Source organism: Arthrobacter sp. NicSoilB4, from assembly GCF_019977335.1.
In the GTDB taxonomy this organism is placed as follows: domain Bacteria; phylum Actinomycetota; class Actinomycetes; order Actinomycetales; family Micrococcaceae; genus Arthrobacter.
In genome coordinates this window covers 2,243,302-2,259,394 of record NZ_AP024653.1, presented here as the reverse complement: position 1 = coordinate 2,259,394, position 16,093 = coordinate 2,243,302, and the positions used below count along the sequence as shown (strand labels likewise).

General features: G+C 67.2%; 12 protein-coding genes. 8 read left to right on the top strand and 4 right to left on the bottom strand.

Going from position 1 to position 16,093, the window contains the following annotated elements; genetic code table 11:
* The first annotated feature begins 78 nt into the window (after positions 1-78).
* From ruvA to LDO13_RS10130, 6 genes are all read left to right on the top strand, one after another.
* On the top strand, positions 79-726 hold the full coding sequence (gene ruvA / locus LDO13_RS10155) for a Holliday junction branch migration protein RuvA (RefSeq protein WP_224046646.1): 648 nt from the start codon (positions 79-81) through the stop codon (positions 724-726).
* Positions 719-1,831 (top strand): Holliday junction branch migration DNA helicase RuvB, encoded by a 1,113-nt coding sequence (gene ruvB / locus LDO13_RS10150; protein ID WP_224046645.1) that lies wholly within the window; start codon positions 719-721, stop codon positions 1,829-1,831. Before ruvA ends, ruvB begins: the two co-directional genes overlap by 8 nt.
* A 239-nt stretch (positions 1,832-2,070) precedes the next feature.
* Positions 2,071-2,478 carry a preprotein translocase subunit YajC gene (gene yajC / locus LDO13_RS10145; RefSeq protein WP_224049749.1) on the top strand — a complete coding sequence of 136 codons (408 nt, stop codon included), beginning with the start codon at positions 2,071-2,073 and terminating at the stop codon, positions 2,476-2,478.
* 106 nt (positions 2,479-2,584) lie between these two features.
* The gene (gene secD, locus LDO13_RS10140; protein ID WP_224046644.1) at positions 2,585-4,351 is read left to right on the top strand and encodes a protein translocase subunit SecD; all 1,767 of its coding nucleotides are present in this window, start codon (positions 2,585-2,587) and stop codon (positions 4,349-4,351) included.
* Positions 4,352-5,374: a protein translocase subunit SecF gene (gene secF, locus LDO13_RS10135; RefSeq protein WP_224046643.1), complete on the top strand. Its 1,023-nt coding sequence runs from the start codon at positions 4,352-4,354 to the stop codon at positions 5,372-5,374.
* 276 nt (positions 5,375-5,650) lie between these two features.
* A complete protein-coding gene (locus LDO13_RS10130) occupies positions 5,651-7,942 on the top strand; it encodes a bifunctional (p)ppGpp synthetase/guanosine-3',5'-bis(diphosphate) 3'-pyrophosphohydrolase (protein WP_224049748.1) in 2,292 nt (763 codons plus the stop codon).
* A gap of 41 nt (positions 7,943-7,983) precedes the next feature.
* Here LDO13_RS10130 and LDO13_RS10125 read toward each other — a convergent pair whose 3' ends face one another.
* The 3 genes from LDO13_RS10125 to LDO13_RS10115 form a co-directional block, all read right to left on the bottom strand.
* The gene (locus tag LDO13_RS10125; RefSeq protein ID WP_224046642.1) at positions 7,984-8,496 is read right to left on the bottom strand and encodes a hypothetical protein; all 513 of its coding nucleotides are present in this window, start codon (positions 8,494-8,496) and stop codon (positions 7,984-7,986) included.
* Positions 8,497-8,739: 243 nt separating this feature from the next.
* Positions 8,740-10,377, bottom strand: a complete 1,638-nt coding sequence (locus tag LDO13_RS10120) for a DUF349 domain-containing protein (protein WP_224046641.1) — start codon at positions 10,375-10,377, stop codon at positions 8,740-8,742.
* A 61-nt stretch (positions 10,378-10,438) separates the two neighbouring features.
* A complete protein-coding gene (locus tag LDO13_RS10115; protein WP_224046640.1) occupies positions 10,439-11,242 on the bottom strand; it encodes a peptidylprolyl isomerase in 804 nt (267 codons plus the stop codon).
* 256 nt (positions 11,243-11,498) lie between these two features.
* Between LDO13_RS10115 and hisS the strand changes: the two genes are divergently transcribed.
* Positions 11,499-12,845, top strand: a complete 1,347-nt coding sequence (gene hisS, locus LDO13_RS10110; protein ID WP_224046639.1) for a histidine--tRNA ligase — start codon at positions 11,499-11,501, stop codon at positions 12,843-12,845.
* Positions 12,846-12,870: 25 nt separating this feature from the next.
* On the opposite strand, the gene LDO13_RS10105 is transcribed toward hisS, so the two are convergent.
* Complete coding sequence (locus LDO13_RS10105) at positions 12,871-14,169, bottom strand: APC family permease (protein WP_224046638.1); 1,299 nt, start codon at positions 14,167-14,169, stop codon at positions 12,871-12,873.
* A 107-nt stretch (positions 14,170-14,276) separates the two neighbouring features.
* Between LDO13_RS10105 and aspS the strand changes: the two genes are divergently transcribed.
* On the top strand, positions 14,277-16,073 hold the full coding sequence (aspS, locus tag LDO13_RS10100; protein WP_224046637.1) for an aspartate--tRNA ligase: 1,797 nt from the start codon (positions 14,277-14,279) through the stop codon (positions 16,071-16,073).
* Positions 16,074-16,093 lie beyond the last annotated feature (20 nt).

Genomic DNA, 16,093 nt, shown 5'->3' with positions numbered 1-16,093 from the left:
GGTAGGGTATTCGTAGATATGTTCGGATAGCCGGGTTCTCCCGGTTCTACTTTCAGCTGAATTTTCAGGAGCCCGGCTTTGATCAGTTTTCTCCGCGGAACCGTAGCGCACGTCGGCCTGTCCTCCGCCGTGATCGACCTCAACGGCGCCGGCATGAGCGTGAACGCGACACCCCAGACCCTCGGCCGGCTCCGCGTCGGCGAGGAGGGGAAGCTCTTCACCTCGCTGATCGTGCGCGAGGACTCCCTCACCCTGTTCGGTTTCGGCAGCGACGACGAACGCGAGGTCTTCGATGTCCTGCTCAGCGTCAGCGGCGTCGGACCCCGGCTCGCGTTGGCGGTCCTCGCCGTGCACGAGCCCGAAGCGATCCGTGTCGCCGCCCACTCCGGCGACGGCAAGGCCTTCACCAAGGTCCCGGGCATCGGCCCCAAAGTCGCCGGGCGGATCGTGCTGGAACTGGCCGGCAAGCTGGTGCCGCACGGCACGGCCGCCGGCGCAGCGGCTCCGGCAGCATCTGCCGAAGCGCTCTGGAAGCCGCAGGTCGTTGCTGCCATGACAAGCCTCGGCTGGTCCGAGAAGGACGCCACGTCCAGCATCGACAAGTCCCTGGCGGATTCCCCCGAACTGGCCGAGAACGGCAACGTGGCCGAGATCCTGCGGGCCACCCTCCGCTGGCTGGGCCAGGACGGTGCCCGCGCCGGGAACAGGGTAGGCGCCCGTGGCTGAGCCGTCCCTGGTTGGCGGGGGAGAGGAGCCGGAGGAGCGGGTCATCGAAGCCGCACTCCGGCCCAAGAACCTGCACGACTTCGTGGGCCAGCACCGGGTCCGCAAGCAGCTTTCCCTCGTCCTGGAGGCCTCCCGCATGCGCGGCCGCAGCGCCGACCACGTCCTGCTCTCCGGGCCGCCGGGACTGGGCAAAACGACACTGTCCATGATCATTGCCGCCGAGATGAACGCCCCGCTGCGGATCAGCAGCGGGCCCGCCATCCAGCACGCCGGGGATCTGGCCGCCATCCTGTCCTCACTGTCCGAAGGCGAAGTCCTCTTCCTCGACGAGATCCACCGGATGTCCCGGCCGGCCGAGGAAATGCTCTACATGGCGATGGAAGACTTCAGGGTCGACATCGTCGTCGGCAAGGGCGCCGGCGCCACTGCCATCCCGCTGGAACTTCCGCCGTTCACCCTGGTCGGCGCCACGACCCGCGCAGGCCTGCTGCCCGGGCCCCTCCGGGACCGCTTCGGCTTCACCGGCCACCTCGAGTTCTACTCGGTCGCCGAACTGGAACTCGTGCTGCGGCGCTCCGCCGGGCTCCTGGACCTCAAGGTCAACTCGGCCGGGTTCAGCGAAATCGCAGGACGATCCCGTGGCACACCCCGCATCGCCAACCGTCTGCTGCGCCGGGTCCGCGACTGGGCGCTGGTGCACGGGATCGAGCAGATCGATGCCCGCGCGGCCTCCGCGGCGCTGGACATGTATGAGGTCGACAAGCGCGGCCTGGACCGGCTGGACCGCGCCGTCCTTGAAGCCCTCATCACGAAATTCGGCGGCGGACCCGTGGGGCTGTCCACCCTGGCGATCGCCGTCGGCGAAGAAACCGAGACCGTGGAGACAGTCGCCGAGCCGTACCTCGTCCGGGAGGGGCTGCTGGGCCGGACCCCGCGGGGGAGGATTGCCCTCGCCCCCGCCTGGACGCACCTCGGCTTCGCCGTGCCGCCGGGAGTGTTCGCGCAGGACCCCCTGGAGCTCTTCCAGGCCGGGGACGACGGGCCGGAGACCGACGGCGGGCTGGGCCATGGCGCGGATCCGGAATGGATCCGTAATAGTCAATAGCACCGCACCGGAACGTTTTTGCCTCTAGACTGGTATGACGCTCGGCACGTTCGGGTCTTTGTTTCTGTGCGCGGCCGCCACCTGGCCGCCGCCGGCTTGGCATGGTTCGCTGCCGGCCAGCCCGAAGCGAAGCGGACGTTGCTGTAAAATCAGCTACGCAAGTACAGAACGGAACTATCCCTGTGTTCGGACTTATCTCTGCCCAGACCCAGCCGCAGGCCGGCGGCGGCATCGACATCATGACCATCCTGCTGTTCGCCATGCTCGGCGTCTTCGTCTTCATGATGTTCCGCCGCAACAAGAAGACCCAGCAGCAGCAGGCGCAGCTCCAGTCGAAGTTTGCCCCGGGCGTCGAGGTCATGACCAGCTTTGGCCTGTACGGACGGATCGTCGAGATCGACGATGAAGAGAACAAGGTCCTGCTGGAACTCTCCCCGGGCAACACCGCCACCGTGCACCGCCAGGCCGTCACCAAGATCGTCGAGCCGGTTGTCGCTGCTGAGGAGCCCACGGTCGTCCCGAACGACGCCTCCTCGCTGACCGCCGACAAGGCCGATAGCGCCGCAACGGTCAACGATGCCCCGCGCGACGAGACGCCGGAAGAAACCCTGCGCCGCCTCAACGACGAAGGCAAGAAAGACAGCTAGTCTGCCTGTTTGAGCAATCCCGCGAAGCAACGGTTGCGGGCAACCGCCGGAGCGGCCTCCTAGGTTCGCACCGGCGGTTCCTCCGTAAATACTAGAAAGATCGACAATGGCACGAACTGGCCCCAAAAACACAGCCCTCAGGGTGCTGGTCTGGCTCGGCGTTATCCTCGCCGTCATGACCGCTGTCCTGGCAGGCGGCAACATGGCCGGCCAGGCGAGCTGGGCTCCCAAGCTTGCCCTGGACCTTGAAGGCGGCACCCAGATGATCCTGGCGCCCAAGGTTGAGGGCGGCTCGGACATCACCGAAGAACAGCTCAACCAGGCCGTGGCGATCATCCGCCAGCGCGTGGATGGCTCCGGCGTCGCGGAAGCTGAAATCAGCACGCAGTCCGGACGCAACGTCGTGGTCAGCCTTCCCGGCACCCCGTCAAAGGAAACCCGCGCGCTGATCCAGGCTTCCGCCGACATGAACTTCCGGCCTGTGCTGCAGGCCGGTCCCGGCGCGGCAGTCCCCGCGGAGTCACGGACTCCGGAGGACCAGCTGCCCAAGCCCACCGCGGAGCCCGCCAACGGCAGCGACGTGAACTGGATAACCCCCGAGCTCTACAAGAAGTTCGAGGCGCTCGACTGTGACAACCCGTCGCAGGACAAGCTGGAACGCTCAGACCCGGCGCAGCCGCTGGTCACCTGCGAACCTGCTTCCGAGGGCCGGCCCGCGATCAAGTACATCCTCGGCCCGGTTGAGGTCAAGGGATCGAACATCTCGGGCTCAACCTTCCAGCTGCAGCGCGGTGCCCAGGGTGCCGTGACCAACGAGTGGGCTGTGAACATCCAGTTCAACGACGAAGGCACGGCCAAGTTCAAGACGGTCACCGAACGGCTGAACAAGTTCTACGCCGAAGCCGGCGGCGAGACCGGTTCTGATCCGAGGTCCCAGTTCGCCATTGTCCTGGACGACCAGGTCATCTCCGCCCCGCGCTCCCAGGCAGTCATCACCGATGGCCGCCCGCAGATCACCGGCGGATTCACCGAGCAGTCCGCGAAGGCACTCTCCGACCAGCTGCGCTTCGGCGCACTGCCGATCAGCTTCGAGATCCAGAGCGACCAGCAGATTTCCGCCACCCTCGGTGGTGAGCAGCTCCGCATGGGCCTGCTCGCCGGCCTGATCGGCCTGCTGCTGGTGGTGGTCTACTCCCTGTTCCAGTACCGGGCACTGGGTCTCGTCACCGTCGCCTCCCTCGTGGTCGCAGGTGCCCTCACGTTCTTGGCCATCGACATCCTCGGCTGGACCGAGAACTACCGGCTTTCCCTCGCCGGCGTCGCGGGCATCATCGTGGCCATCGGCCAGACCGCGGACTCGTTCATCGTCTACTTCGAACGAATCCGCGATGAGCTCCGTGAAGGCCGCGGCCTCGTCTCGGCAGTCGAGAACGGCTGGAAGCGGGCAAAGCGCACGGTCCTGGCGTCCAAGGCAGTCAACCTGCTGGCCGCCGTCGTCCTGTACTTCGTGGCAGTGGGCAACGTCCGCGGCTTCGCGTTCACCCTCGGCCTGACCGCCCTCGCCGACCTGCTGGTCGTCTTTATGTTCACCCACCCGACCCTGCAGCTGCTGGCCCGCACCAAGTTCTTCGGTGAAGGCCACCCGCTCTCCGGGCTGGACCCGAAGAGTCTCGGCGCTGTCCCCCTGTACCGGGGCGCGGGCCGGTTCCGCACCCCTGCGGACAAGCCGGCCCAGGTTGCCGCGCTCCGCGCCAAGAACACCGGCGCCGCGGCTGAGGCCGAACGCCGGATGACCATTGCAGAACGACGTCTCGCCGAACGGCAGGAACAGCTTGCTGGTTCCTCCAAGAGCTCGTCCAAGGAGGGCAACTAAATGGCCACCAGCTTCGCCAATTTCGGTAACGAGCTCTACACGGGTAAGCGCTCGTACGACTTCGTCGGATCCAAGAAAATCTGGTTCCTGATCGCGGCCGTCCTGGTGGCGCTCTCGATCCTGCTTCCCGTCGTCAAGGGCGGCTTCAACCTCGGCATCGAATTCCGTGGCGGTTCGGAATTCACCGTCTCCAACGTGAAGACCACGGATGCGTCCATCGGTGAGAAGGCCGTCGAGGATGTTGTCGCCGGCAGCGTCCCGCGGGTGGCCAACGTCGCAGGCAACACGATGCGGATCCAGACGGACAAGCTCACGGAAGACGAAACGCTCCAGATCAAGGCGGGCCTCACCGACGCTTACGGGGTGACGGACAACGAGGTGACCTCCACCTTCATCGGCCCGACCTGGGGCGCCGACGTCACCAAGCAGGCCCTGCTGGGCCTGGCGATCTTCGTCGGACTCGCCGCCGTGCTGATGGCGCTGTACTTCCGGACCTGGAAGATGTCGCTCTCGGCGATCGTCGGCATGCTGGTGACCATGTTCATCACCGCCGGTGTCTACGCCCTGAGCGACTTTGAAGTCACGCCCTCGGCGATTATCGGCTTCCTGACCGTGCTGAGCTACTCGCTGTATGACACCGTGGTGGTCTTCGACAAGATCCGCGAGAACACAGCGGACCTGCAGGCCTCCACGCGGCGGACCTTCGCCGAGGAAGTCAACCTGGCAGTGAACCAGACGCTGGTCCGTTCCATCAACACCATGATGGTGGCCATCCTCCCGGTCGGCGCCATCCTGTTCATTGGCGCCGGTCTGCTGGGTGCCGGAACGCTGCGGGACCTCTCGCTGGCCCTGTTTGTCGGCATCCTGATCGGCACGGCGGCCACGATCTTCATCGCTGCGCCGCTCTACGCCTGGCTGCGCCAGGGAGAACCGGAGCTGGTCAAGCAGGCCGAGCGTGTGGCTCATCGCCGCGCCCAGGCTGCCGCGAAGGCCGACTCCCCGGCGGAGCCCGCCAAGGCCTAGCCGCAGCAATCCTGCCGGACCGGCCACCGCCGGGCTGTGGTCCCGCGGTTCTGACGGGCCGGAGAACGTCATGCGTGACGTTTCTCCGGCCCGTCGCCGTATCGCCGCCGGTTATCGAAGTATCCTGCTGCGGGAATACACTGGAAGAATTAACGGGTTCGGAGAGGTGCTCCATTGGAAGAACGTTCGACGCCGGTGCCTTCAGCACCGGTGGCCAAGGCTCCAGGCCAGGGTTCGCAGACTGGTGTGGTGGCTCCCGGACGCGCCGACCCGCCGGTGCCTGTGGACAGCTCGGGTGCACGCCCCACGTTTCCTGGCCGGCGTGAGCGCACGCGTTCCCGGCTCGCCCGCCTGACCGGCCGCGGCGCCCCCGCGTATTCCCCCATCCTTGAGCCGCTGCTGCGGACCGTGCGGGCCAACAACCCGAAAGAGGACTTCGACCTCATCCAGCGCGCCTTCGTTGTGGCGGAGCGCTGCCACCGCGGCCAGAAGCGCAAGAGCGGTGACCCCTACATCACGCATCCGGTGGCGGTGGCCACCATCCTGGCCGAGCTCGGTCTCAGCGGAACCACGCTGGCAGCGGCGCTCCTGCACGACACCGTTGAGGACACCTCCTACACCCTGGATGACCTGAAGGCCGAGTTCGGGCCGGAAGTCGCCATGCTGGTGGACGGCGTCACCAAGCTGGACAAGGTCAGTTTCGGCGAGGCAGCGCAATCTGAAACCGTCCGCAAGATGGTCGTGGCCATGGCCAAGGACATCCGCGTCCTGATGATCAAACTTGCCGACCGGCTGCACAACGCCAGGACCTGGCGTTTCGTCTCGGCCGAGTCCTCGGCGCGCAAGGCGCGGGAGACGCTCGAAATCTTCGCCCCGCTGGCGCACCGGCTCGGCATGAACACGATCAAATGGGAGCTGGAAGACCTTTCCTTCGCGGCCCTGTACCCGAAGGTCTACGAGGAAATCGTGCGCATGGTGGGGGACCGGACCCCCGAACGCGAAAAGAACCTCTCCGTCATCCGCAACCAGATCACCGAGGACCTGCGCGAGGCCAAGATCAAGGCCACCATCACTGGCCGGCCGAAGCATTACTACTCGATCTACCAGAAGATGATTGTCCGGGATAAGGACTTCGACGACATCAACGACCTGATGGGCGTCCGGGTACTGGTTGATTCCGTCCGGGACTGTTACGCGGCCCTGGGCGCGATGCACTCGCGCTGGAACCCCCTCCCGGGGCGGTTCAAGGACTACATCGCGATGCCCAAGTTCAACATGTACCAGTCGCTGCACACCACGGTGATCGGCCCGGGCGGCAAGCCCGTCGAGATCCAGATCCGCACCCATGAGATGCACCGCCGCGCCGAATACGGCGTCGCCGCGCACTGGAAGTACAAGGACCAGCCGAACCGCACGGCCGCCGGCCCGGGCAGCCCGCGCGACGGCGACATGGGGTGGCTCCGGTCCCTCGTGGACTGGCAGCAGGAAACGTCGGACCCGGGGGAGTTCCTCGACTCGCTGCGCTTTGAAATCAACGCCCGGGAAGTGTTCGTGTTCACGCCCAAGGGCGAGGTCATGGCACTGCCCGCCGGTTCCACTCCCGTGGACTTCGCCTATGCCGTCCACACGGAGGTGGGCCACCGGACCATCGGTGCCCGCGTCAACGGCAAACTGGTCCCGCTCAACAGCGAACTCAACCACGGCGACTGGGTGGAGATCTTCACCTCCAAGGCCGAAGGCGCCGGGCCCAGCCAGGACTGGCAGCACTTCGTCAAGAGCGCCCGTGCCCGCAACAAGATCAGGCAGTGGTTCAGCAAGGAACGCCGCGAGGAGTCGATCGACCGCGGCAAGGAGCTGCTGACGAAGGCGATGCGCAAGCAGAACCTCCCGCTGCAGCGCCTCATGACGCATGACGCCCTCGCCGCGGTGGCCGAGGACTTCAAATACGTCGACATCTCCGGCCTCTACGCCGGTGTGGGCGACGGGCACACCTCCGCCCAGTCCGTTATGGAACGCCTGGTGGAGAGCCTGGGCGGCAACGACACCCCCGAGGACGACCTCACCGAGGTATCCATCCCCACCCAGGTCACCAAGGCCCGGTATTCCGATTCCGGCGTTGTGGTGCGGGGTGTGGACGACGTCTGGGTGAAACTCGCCCGCTGCTGCACCCCGGTACCTCCTGACCCGATCCTGGGCTTCGTCACCCGGGGCTCCGGCGTCTCCGTGCACCGGACGGACTGCACGAACGTCAGCGGACTGCTGGAGCAGCCGGACCGGATCGTTGAGGTCGACTGGGCACCCACGCAGTCGAGCGTTTTCCTCGTCGAAATCCAGGTCGAAGCGCTCGACCGCAAGTCCCTGCTTTCGGATGTGACGCGGATCCTGTCCGAGAATCACGTCAACATCCTGGCGGCCAGCGTGCACACGTCCACGGACCGGGTGGCGATCTCCAAGTTCGCCTTCGAGATGGGCGATCCCAAGTACCTGAGCCATGTGCTGAGCGCCGTCCGCCGGATTGACGGCGTCTTCGACGTCTACCGCACCACCGGCAACCGGCGGCGCAGCTAAGCGCACCATCGACGTTCAGGGCCGCTGATGGGTGTGGAGGCCTAGGGGGCCGGCCCGGCCCGGAGGAGTTCGAGCTTCGCCAGGGCCGCCCTCATGTGCGGCACCCTCGGCGTGGCCTCCACGGCGAGCCTGAGCAGCCGCAGCCGCACGCCCAGCTCGGGCCGGCCCAGGAACGCCCGCAACGCAGGGACGGCCCGCTCTGCGTCCACGTGCAGGGCGATGTCCACTGAGGTCCGCAGCGGGCTGGAGACCATCAGTCCGCCCAGGCTCACGACGTCGAACGGGCCCAGGCGCACCTCGTGAAAAGTGCAGCCCCGCGTGGACCTGAGGCTGGAAATCCGCCGGTTGGCGTCCACGAGCAGGGCGAGCCGGTCCGGCTCTGCCGTGCAGCCGTAGATCCACGCAGCGGTCATCCGTCCTGCAACGACCCGTTGCCGGACAGCCGGACGGATGAGGATGGCCGCGGCGCGGGCCCGGAGCTGAGGAGTGGCCCGGCTGCCCGGGGGCAGGTAGCCGCGCTGGTAAAGCTGCGTCAGCACGCCGTCGGACGCCATGGCCTGCAGCTCGGGCCAGGTGAAAAGCGCCCCGGGGGAGTAGAGCTCAAGCGGCGCCGGGCGAGGCGGGACCGAGTGAGCATGTATCGTGCCAGACGGGGGCGGGCCGGTCGGTGGAGGGCCGGAAACAATGACCATCCAGTCATCCTGTCCCGTCCGATCCAAAGCGGACAGGCCCCGTGCCGGTCATGTGGATAACCGGTACGGGGCCTGCCTCTGTGCTTAGTGCCTTGTGCTTGAGGCCTAGGAGAGCTCGCTCGCTGACTTCTCGAGCTGTTCCAGCCAGGCCTCACGGGCCTCGAGGGCTTCCCGGGCGGACTTGATCTTGCGCTCGTCGCCGGCCTTCTCGGCCTCGGCCAGGTCGTCGCGGAGCCCGGCGATAGCGGATTCCAGCTGCGTCAGCGCGCTGTTGGTGCGTGCCTTCGTCTCCGGATTGGACCGCTTCCAGTTCTCGTCCTCGGCGTGGCGGACGGCGTCTTCGACCTTGCGCAGCCCGGCCTCCACGCGTCCCATGTCGGCGCGGGGAACCTTGCCGGCTTCTTCCCAGCGGTCACGGATGGACTGCAGGGCCTTCTTGGCGGCCGCGAGGTCCGTGATGGGCAGCAGCTGGTTGGCTTCCTCCAGCAGGGCTTCCTTGACCACCAGGTTCGCGCCGTATTCCTGGTCGATCTCGTCGTTTGCGGCCTGGCGGTGCGTGAAGAAGACGTCCTGTGCGGCACGGAACCGCGCCCAGAGGGCGTCGTCGTCCTTGCGGCTGGCGCGCGGCGAGGCCTTCCACTGGTCCATGAGGCGGCGGTACTCGCCGGCGGCGAAGCCCCAGTCGGTGGACGTCGAGAGTGCTTCCGCCTCGGCGATCAGCTTTTCCTTGGCGGCCTTGGCTGCCGAGTTGTTGCTGTCCAGCTGGGAGAAGTACGCACGGCGGTGCCGGTCGAAGACCGTGCGGGCGGCGCGGAAGCGCTTCCAGAGGGCGTCCTCGTTGCTGCGGCCGAGACGGACGCCGCTCTTCTGCGCGGTTTTCCAGCTCTCGAACAGTTCGTTCATCCGGGCGCTGGAGGTCTTCCACTGGATCTGGGCCGGATCGTGACCGGCGATCTCTTCAGCCTCGGCGACGATGGCTTCGCGGGCAGCCAGCTCGGCAGCCCGGACGGCGTCGTGTTCGGCTTTCTCGGTCTTTTCGAGCGCAGTGATCTGCTGGCTGAGCGTGTCCAGGCGGCCCTCGGCGGCGCGGAGATCGCCAACCATGTTGCGCTCGGCCAGTTGCTCGCGCAGGTGGTTGACGGTCTTCTGCATGTCCGTGGTGGGCGCCTTGGAGCTTACGCGCTGTTCCAGCAGGACAATCTGGGCGACGACGTCGTCGTACTTCCGGGCGAAGTAGCCCAGGGCTTCGTCATCGCTGACACCCGGGTACTGTCCGACGGGATGCTCCTCGCCGTCGACGGTCAGGAACACGTGGCCGTCGCCTTCGACGCGGCCCCAGCGGGCAGCTTCGGCCAGCGACGCAGCGGAGGACACCGCTGCCGGCGCGGCTGCGGGGGCGGCCGGTGAGGGCTTCGCCTTCGGGCGGGCCGCGAATGCTGCCGGTGACGGCGCGGGACGGGCCGGGGCCGCAGCGGCTGGAGCCGCAGGAGCCGGAGCCTGGACGGCTGCATCATCGGCCGGAGCCGCAGGAGCCTCGACAGGAGCCTCGGGGGTGGTCCCGGCGTCGGCCGCGGACACGTCAGTGGCCGGTTCCGCCACCGTCTCGGTCGCCGGTTCGTTTGCCGGTTCCGGGACCGTACTTTCGGGAGTGTCGGTCGCCTGAGCTGTCACGTTGGCCTCAGCTTCGGTCTCGTTGGCAGCTGCTGCTGACACTGTTTCGTCGGATTTCTGACTGTCTGTCACCGCTAGAAGTCTTTCGCTTGGAGGGAAATACCGGGGCCATGGCCACAAGGGCAACGGCTGGTTACTTCAGAGAGAACGAGTCTATCGTGACTGGTTCCGCAGGTGCGCCGTCTGTGGCGTTATCACCCGGTTTTAGTCCGGCGGCCGCGATGTTGGCCACCACGTCCAGGCCTGAGGTCACCTTGCCCACCACCGTGTAGCCACCGGCGGCATCGGCCGGAATGACCGTGTCCTTGTAGACAATGAAGAACTGCGTGCCGTTGCCGTATGCGTTTCCGCCGCTCCTGGCGACGGCGATGGTTCCGGCGGGGTAGTTGTTGTCCTGCGGCGTGTTTTCCAGGGGACCCCAGGTGAAGCTTGGGTCGCTGCTGCCGTCGCCGGCCTTGGAGCCGCACTGCAGCACGCCGAAGGTCTCGGCCGTGGTGAGCCGGTGGCAGTTGAGCCCGGCGTAGAAGTTCTGGTCCGCGAGGGACTTGAAGACAGCGGCCGCCTGGGGCGCCGCTGTGCCGTCGAGTTCGACGCCGAGGGTGCCGCTGTTGAGTTTGAGTTCGCCGGTGAAGGTCTGGCCGGCTGCCGTCTCAGGCTTCGGGATGTTCTCGGCGTTAGCAGATGGTGTGGCCGGCGGTGTGGCGGAGGGGCTGGTCAGCCCGGCCTGGGCCGCGGCGTATTCATCCTCCGTCGGATTGGACGAGAAGACCGTCAGCTGGAGCACCAGGGCAACCACCACGGCGGTGGTGCCCGCGGCAATGGCCAGGACGTTGTCGCGCTTGCGGCGCTTGTCCTGCTCCTTGCGCAGCTCGCGCTTTGCCTCCATTTGCTGGACGCGCCGCTTGGCCTCGCGGGCGCTCCGTGAACTGGCCGCCAAAAGTCCTCCTGCTAGTCGGGCCGAAACAGGGCGGCGCCAGGGCGCCGTCGTCTGTTCAGCGGTAAAGCTGCCGGCAGTCCGGACGTACCGGCCGCATTAGAAGTTGCGGGCGCGGAACGCATAAACTGACTGCCGCACACAGTTTATGCATGACCGGCCGCTCTGCAGCCCATCTGATCCCGTTTCGGACGGCCCTTTTCGGCCGCAACGCGGCACAGGAGGCTCCGGCCGGTTTTACCTGAGGAGAAAATCCACCATGGCACGCACCGCCTCCCTGTCCGGATTCCCCGAGTGGCTTCCCGAGGAGCGGCTGGTGGAGCTGCATGTGCTGGACACGCTGCGCCGGGTCTTTGAACTCCATGGCTTTTCCTCGATTGAGACCCGTGCCGTGGAAACGGTCGGGCAGCTGCTGCGCAAGGGCGAGATCGACAAAGAGGTGTACGGGCTGAGCCGGCTCCAGGACGAGGAGAGCGAAGAAGCCAAGTCGCACAAGGGCGATCCGCACGCCCTGGCCCTGCACTTCGACCTCACCGTGCCGTTCGCCCGGTACGTCGTCGAGAACGCCGGCTACCTCGCTTTCCCGTTCCGCCGCTACCAGATCCAGAAGGTCTGGCGCGGCGAGCGTCCGCAGGAAGGCCGTGCCCGCGAGTTCACCCAGGCGGACATCGACATCGTGGGCGACGGCGAACTGCCGTTCCGCTACGACGTCGAGATTGCGCTGGTCATCGCCGAGGCCCTGGGCGCCCTGCCGATTCCGGACTTCCTGCTCCGGATCAACAACCGCAAGCTGGCCGAGGGCTTCTACAACGGCATCGGACTCACGGACACCGCCGGGGTACTGCGCAGCATCGACAAGCTCGAGAAGATCGGCCCGGCCAAGGTGGCGGAACTGCTCAAGTCTGAGCTTGGCGCCACTGACGAGCAGGCCCAGGCCGCCCTCAGCCTGGCTTCGATCCGCACCGAGGACACCTCCTTCGTGGAGCAGGTCCGCGCGCTGGGGGTCAGCAACGAACTGCTCGAAGAGGGCCTGGCCGAACTGGAGCAGGTCATCGCGGCAGCCGTCCAGCGGGCGCCCGGCAGGGTGGTCGCCGACCTCAGCATTGCCCGCGGCCTGGACTACTACACAGGCACCGTGGTGGAAACCGTCCTGGTGGGCCACGAACAGCTCGGCTCGATCTGCTCCGGCGGACGCTACGACGCCCTCGCCAGCAAGGGCAACCGCAAGTTCCCCGGCGTCGGCCTCTCCATCGGCGTGACCCGTCTGGTCTCCCGGATACTCAGCCAGGACCTCGCCAAGGCAACACGCTCCGTGCCGACCGCCGTGCTCGTGGCGCTCAACAGCGACGACAGCTGGGGCGCGGCGCAGGACGTCGCCGCTCAGCTGCGCAGCCGCGGGATCGCCACCGAGGTCGCGGCCAAGGCCGAGAAGTTCGGCAAGCAGATCAAATTCGCCGACCGCCGCGGCATCCCCTTCGTCTGGTTTACCGACGACGACGGCAAGCACCAGGTCAAGGACATCCGCTCCGGCGAACAGCTCGACGCCGATCCGGCCACCTGGGCTCCGGCCGCGGACGACCTGAACGTCCGGGTCCTGAGGGCCTAGTACACCCAGGCGGCGGAGACGCAGCCTAGGCGCCGACTTTCCGGAGCCGCCACCGCAGCACAAGGAGGCGTCCGGCTACGCCCACGGCCAGCACTGCCGCCATGCCCAGCACCGAGGCCGGCGGCAGTGTGACGGCCAGGAGCAGGCAGCCGAGGAACCCCAGGACGTTGAGCCAGCGCGGCGCATGCCAGGGCCGCGCGGGCAGGGTGAAAGCGGCGGCGTTCGTCACCGAGTAGTACACCAGCACGCCGAAGCTGGAGAAGCCCACTACCGTCAGCACGCTCGTGGTCAGCAGCAGCACGATAACGGCAGCCGCGACGGTCAGTTCGGCGAGGAAGGGAACAGTGTGCGCGCCGCCCACCCGCGCGAGCGGGGAAGGCAGGTCACGTTCCCGCGCCATCGCCATGGCGGTCCTGCCCACCCCCGTGATGAGTGCCAGCAGCGCGCCGAGGCAGGCGGCCGCCGCCCCCGCCTGAACGAACGGGGCGCCGGCGCTGAGCCTGGAGCTGGTCACTGCGTCGAGCAGCGGCGCCGTCGAGGTGGCCAGCTGCTGCGGCGGCAGGTGCCACTGGAGCAGCAACGCCAGCCCGAGGTAGATCACGAAGGCCGCTGCCAGTGCCGCAAGGATGGCCCGCGGTATGGTGCGGGCCGGGTCCTTGACTTCTTCGCCCAGCGTCGCGATCCGGGCATATCCGGCGAAGGCGAAGAACATCAGCCCGGCGGCGGGGAGGACACCCCAGCCGCCCGCCCCTGCGCCGATGATGGCGGCACCCTCCGATCCAGGATGCGGGCCCAGGACAGCGGCGGCCGCCACGAAGGCGAGGGTCGCGAGCACCACGCCCAGCAGGATCCGGGTCAGCAGCGCGGTCCGCGTGATCCCCAGCAGGTTCACTCCGGTCAGGACCACGACGGCGGCCACCGCCAGCGGCGTCGCGAATTCCGGTGCCACATAGTGTCCGAACGTCAGGGCCATGGCCGCGCAGGAGGCCGTCTTGCCGGTCACGAATCCCCAGCCGGCAATAAAGCCCGGCCACTCGCCCAGCCGGATCCGCCCATAGACGTACGTGCCGCCGCTGGACGGGTATCTTGCCGCCAGCTGGGCGGAGGCCACCGCGTTGCAGTACGCGATCACACCGGCGACCGCCACGGCCACGGCCAGCAGGGGACCGGCCAGCGCAGCTGCCGGCGCGAAGACCACAAAGACGCCGGCGCCCAGCATGGAGCCGAGCCCGATCGCGGTGGAATCCAGAACGCCCAGCCGGCGCTGCAGCTGCTCCTGGTGGTGCCGGCCGGGAGAGGGCTGGCTCGGGTGGCGGCTTGCCATGGCGGGAGGGGCCTTTCCAACGGGTAAACTCGTACGGGATCGTTCCTGTAGCGATCCTATTGAACATGAGTTTTGATTTCCCTCTGTCTTCTTCAGAAAGGCGTGCTGTGCTGCGCACACATGACCTCGGATCCCTTCGTTCCGAGCACATTGGACAAACCGTAACCCTCGCCGGCTGGGTCGGCCGGCGTCGTGACCACGGTGGTGTCGCCTTCGTTGACCTGCGCGACGCTTCGGGCGTGTCCCAGGTGGTCGTCCGTGAAGAAGAGGTCTTCCACGGCCTGCGCAACGAGTTCGTGCTGCAGATCGTGGGCACCGTTTCCCGGCGTCCCGAGGGCAACGAGAACCCCGCGCTGGCCACCGGCGAGATCGAGGTCATGGCCGAGAAGGTCACCATCCTCAACACCTCCGATCCGCTGCCCTTCCAGATCGACGAGCACGTCGAAGTGGGCGAGGAAGCCCGCCTCAAGCACCGCTACCTCGACCTGCGCCGCCCCGGCCCCGCCCGCAACCTGCGCCTGCGCTCCGAGGCCAACCGCGTGGCCCGCGAACTGCTCCACCAGGACGGCTACGTCGAGATCGAAACCCCGACGCTGACCCGTTCGACGCCGGAAGGCGCCCGTGACTTCGTGGTCCCCGCACGCCTGGCACCGGGTTCCTGGTACGCGCTGCCGCAGTCCCCGCAGCTGTTCAAGCAGCTCCTGCAGGTGGGCGGCTTCGAGAAGTACTACCAGATCGCCCGCTGCTACCGCGACGAGGACTTCCGCGCGGACCGCCAGCCGGAATTCACCCAGCTCGACATCGAAGCCAGCTTCGTCGAGCAGGACGACATCATCCGTCTCGGCGAGAGCATCGTCAAGGCACTGTGGAAGCTGATCGACGTCGAAATCCCGACTCCGATCCAGCGCATCACGTACCACGACGCCATGGCCCGCTACGGCTCGGACAAGCCGGACCTGCGCTTCGGCCAGGAGCTCACCGAACTCACCGAATTCTTCAAGGACACCAACTTCGGCGTCTTCAAGGCGCCTTACGTCGGTGCCGTTGTGATGCCGGGCGGCGCCTCCCAGGCCCGCCGCGCCCTCGACGCTTGGCAGGAATGGGCCAAGCAGCGCGGCGCCAAGGGCCTGGCGTACGTCCTGTACAAGGAAGACGGCGAACTCGCCGGTCCCGTGGCAAAGAACCTCACCGACACCGAGCGTGCGGGCCTGGCCGACGCGGTCGGCGCCAAGCCCGGCGACTGCATCTTCTTCGCCGCCGGCGAGAAGACCCCGTCCCGCGCCCTCCTGGGCGCTGCCCGTGTGGAGATCGGCCACCGCACCGGCCTGATCAACCCCGCAGACTGGGCCTTCTGCTGGGTCGTGGACGCACCGATGTTCGAACCCGCAGCAGCCGCAGTGGCGTCCGGTGACGTCGCCGTCGGCGCCGGCAAGTGGACCGCCGTGCACCACGCATTCACCTCACCCAAGCCCGAGTTCATGGACAGCTTCGACCAGGATCCCGAGTCGGCCCTGTCCTACGCCTACGACATCGTCTGCAACGGCAACGAAATCGGCGGCGGCTCGATCCGTATCCACGAGCGCGACGTGCAGGAACGGGTCTTCGAGCTCATGGGCCTGGACAAGGAGGACGCCCAGACCAAGTTCGGCTTCCTGCTTGAGGGCTTCAAGTTCGGCGCGCCTCCCCACGGCGGCATCGCCTTCGGCTGGGACCGTGTGGTCGCGCTGCTGGCAGGCGTCGAGTCCATCCGCGACGTCATCGCGTTCCCGAAGTCCGGCGGCGGCTTCGACCCGCTGACCCAGGCTCCGGCCCCGATCACGGCGCAGCAGCGCAAGGAAGCCGGCGTGGACTTCAAGCCGGAAGCCAAGAAGGCTGCTCCGCCGGTGGCAGACGACGCCAAGTAGCCTGACACGACGATCAGCAA

What these genes read in the sequence shown, in the direction of transcription:
- secD (WP_224046644.1), top strand. Translation starts at nt 2,585, where the DNA reads ATGGCACGAACTGGCCCCAAAAACACAGCCCTCAGGGTGCTGGTCTGG.
- secF (WP_224046643.1), top strand. Translation starts at nt 4,352, where the DNA reads ATGGCCACCAGCTTCGCCAATTTCGGTAACGAGCTCTACACGGGTAAG.
- yajC (WP_224049749.1), top strand. Translation starts at nt 2,071, where the DNA reads ATGACCATCCTGCTGTTCGCCATGCTCGGCGTCTTCGTCTTCATGATG.
- LDO13_RS10105 (WP_224046638.1), bottom strand. Translation starts at nt 14,169, where the DNA reads ATGGCAAGCCGCCACCCGAGCCAGCCCTCTCCCGGCCGGCACCACCAG.
- hisS (WP_224046639.1), top strand. Translation starts at nt 11,499, where the DNA reads ATGGCACGCACCGCCTCCCTGTCCGGATTCCCCGAGTGGCTTCCCGAG.
- LDO13_RS10125 (WP_224046642.1), bottom strand. Translation starts at nt 8,496, where the DNA reads ATGGCGTCCGACGGCGTGCTGACGCAGCTTTACCAGCGCGGCTACCTG.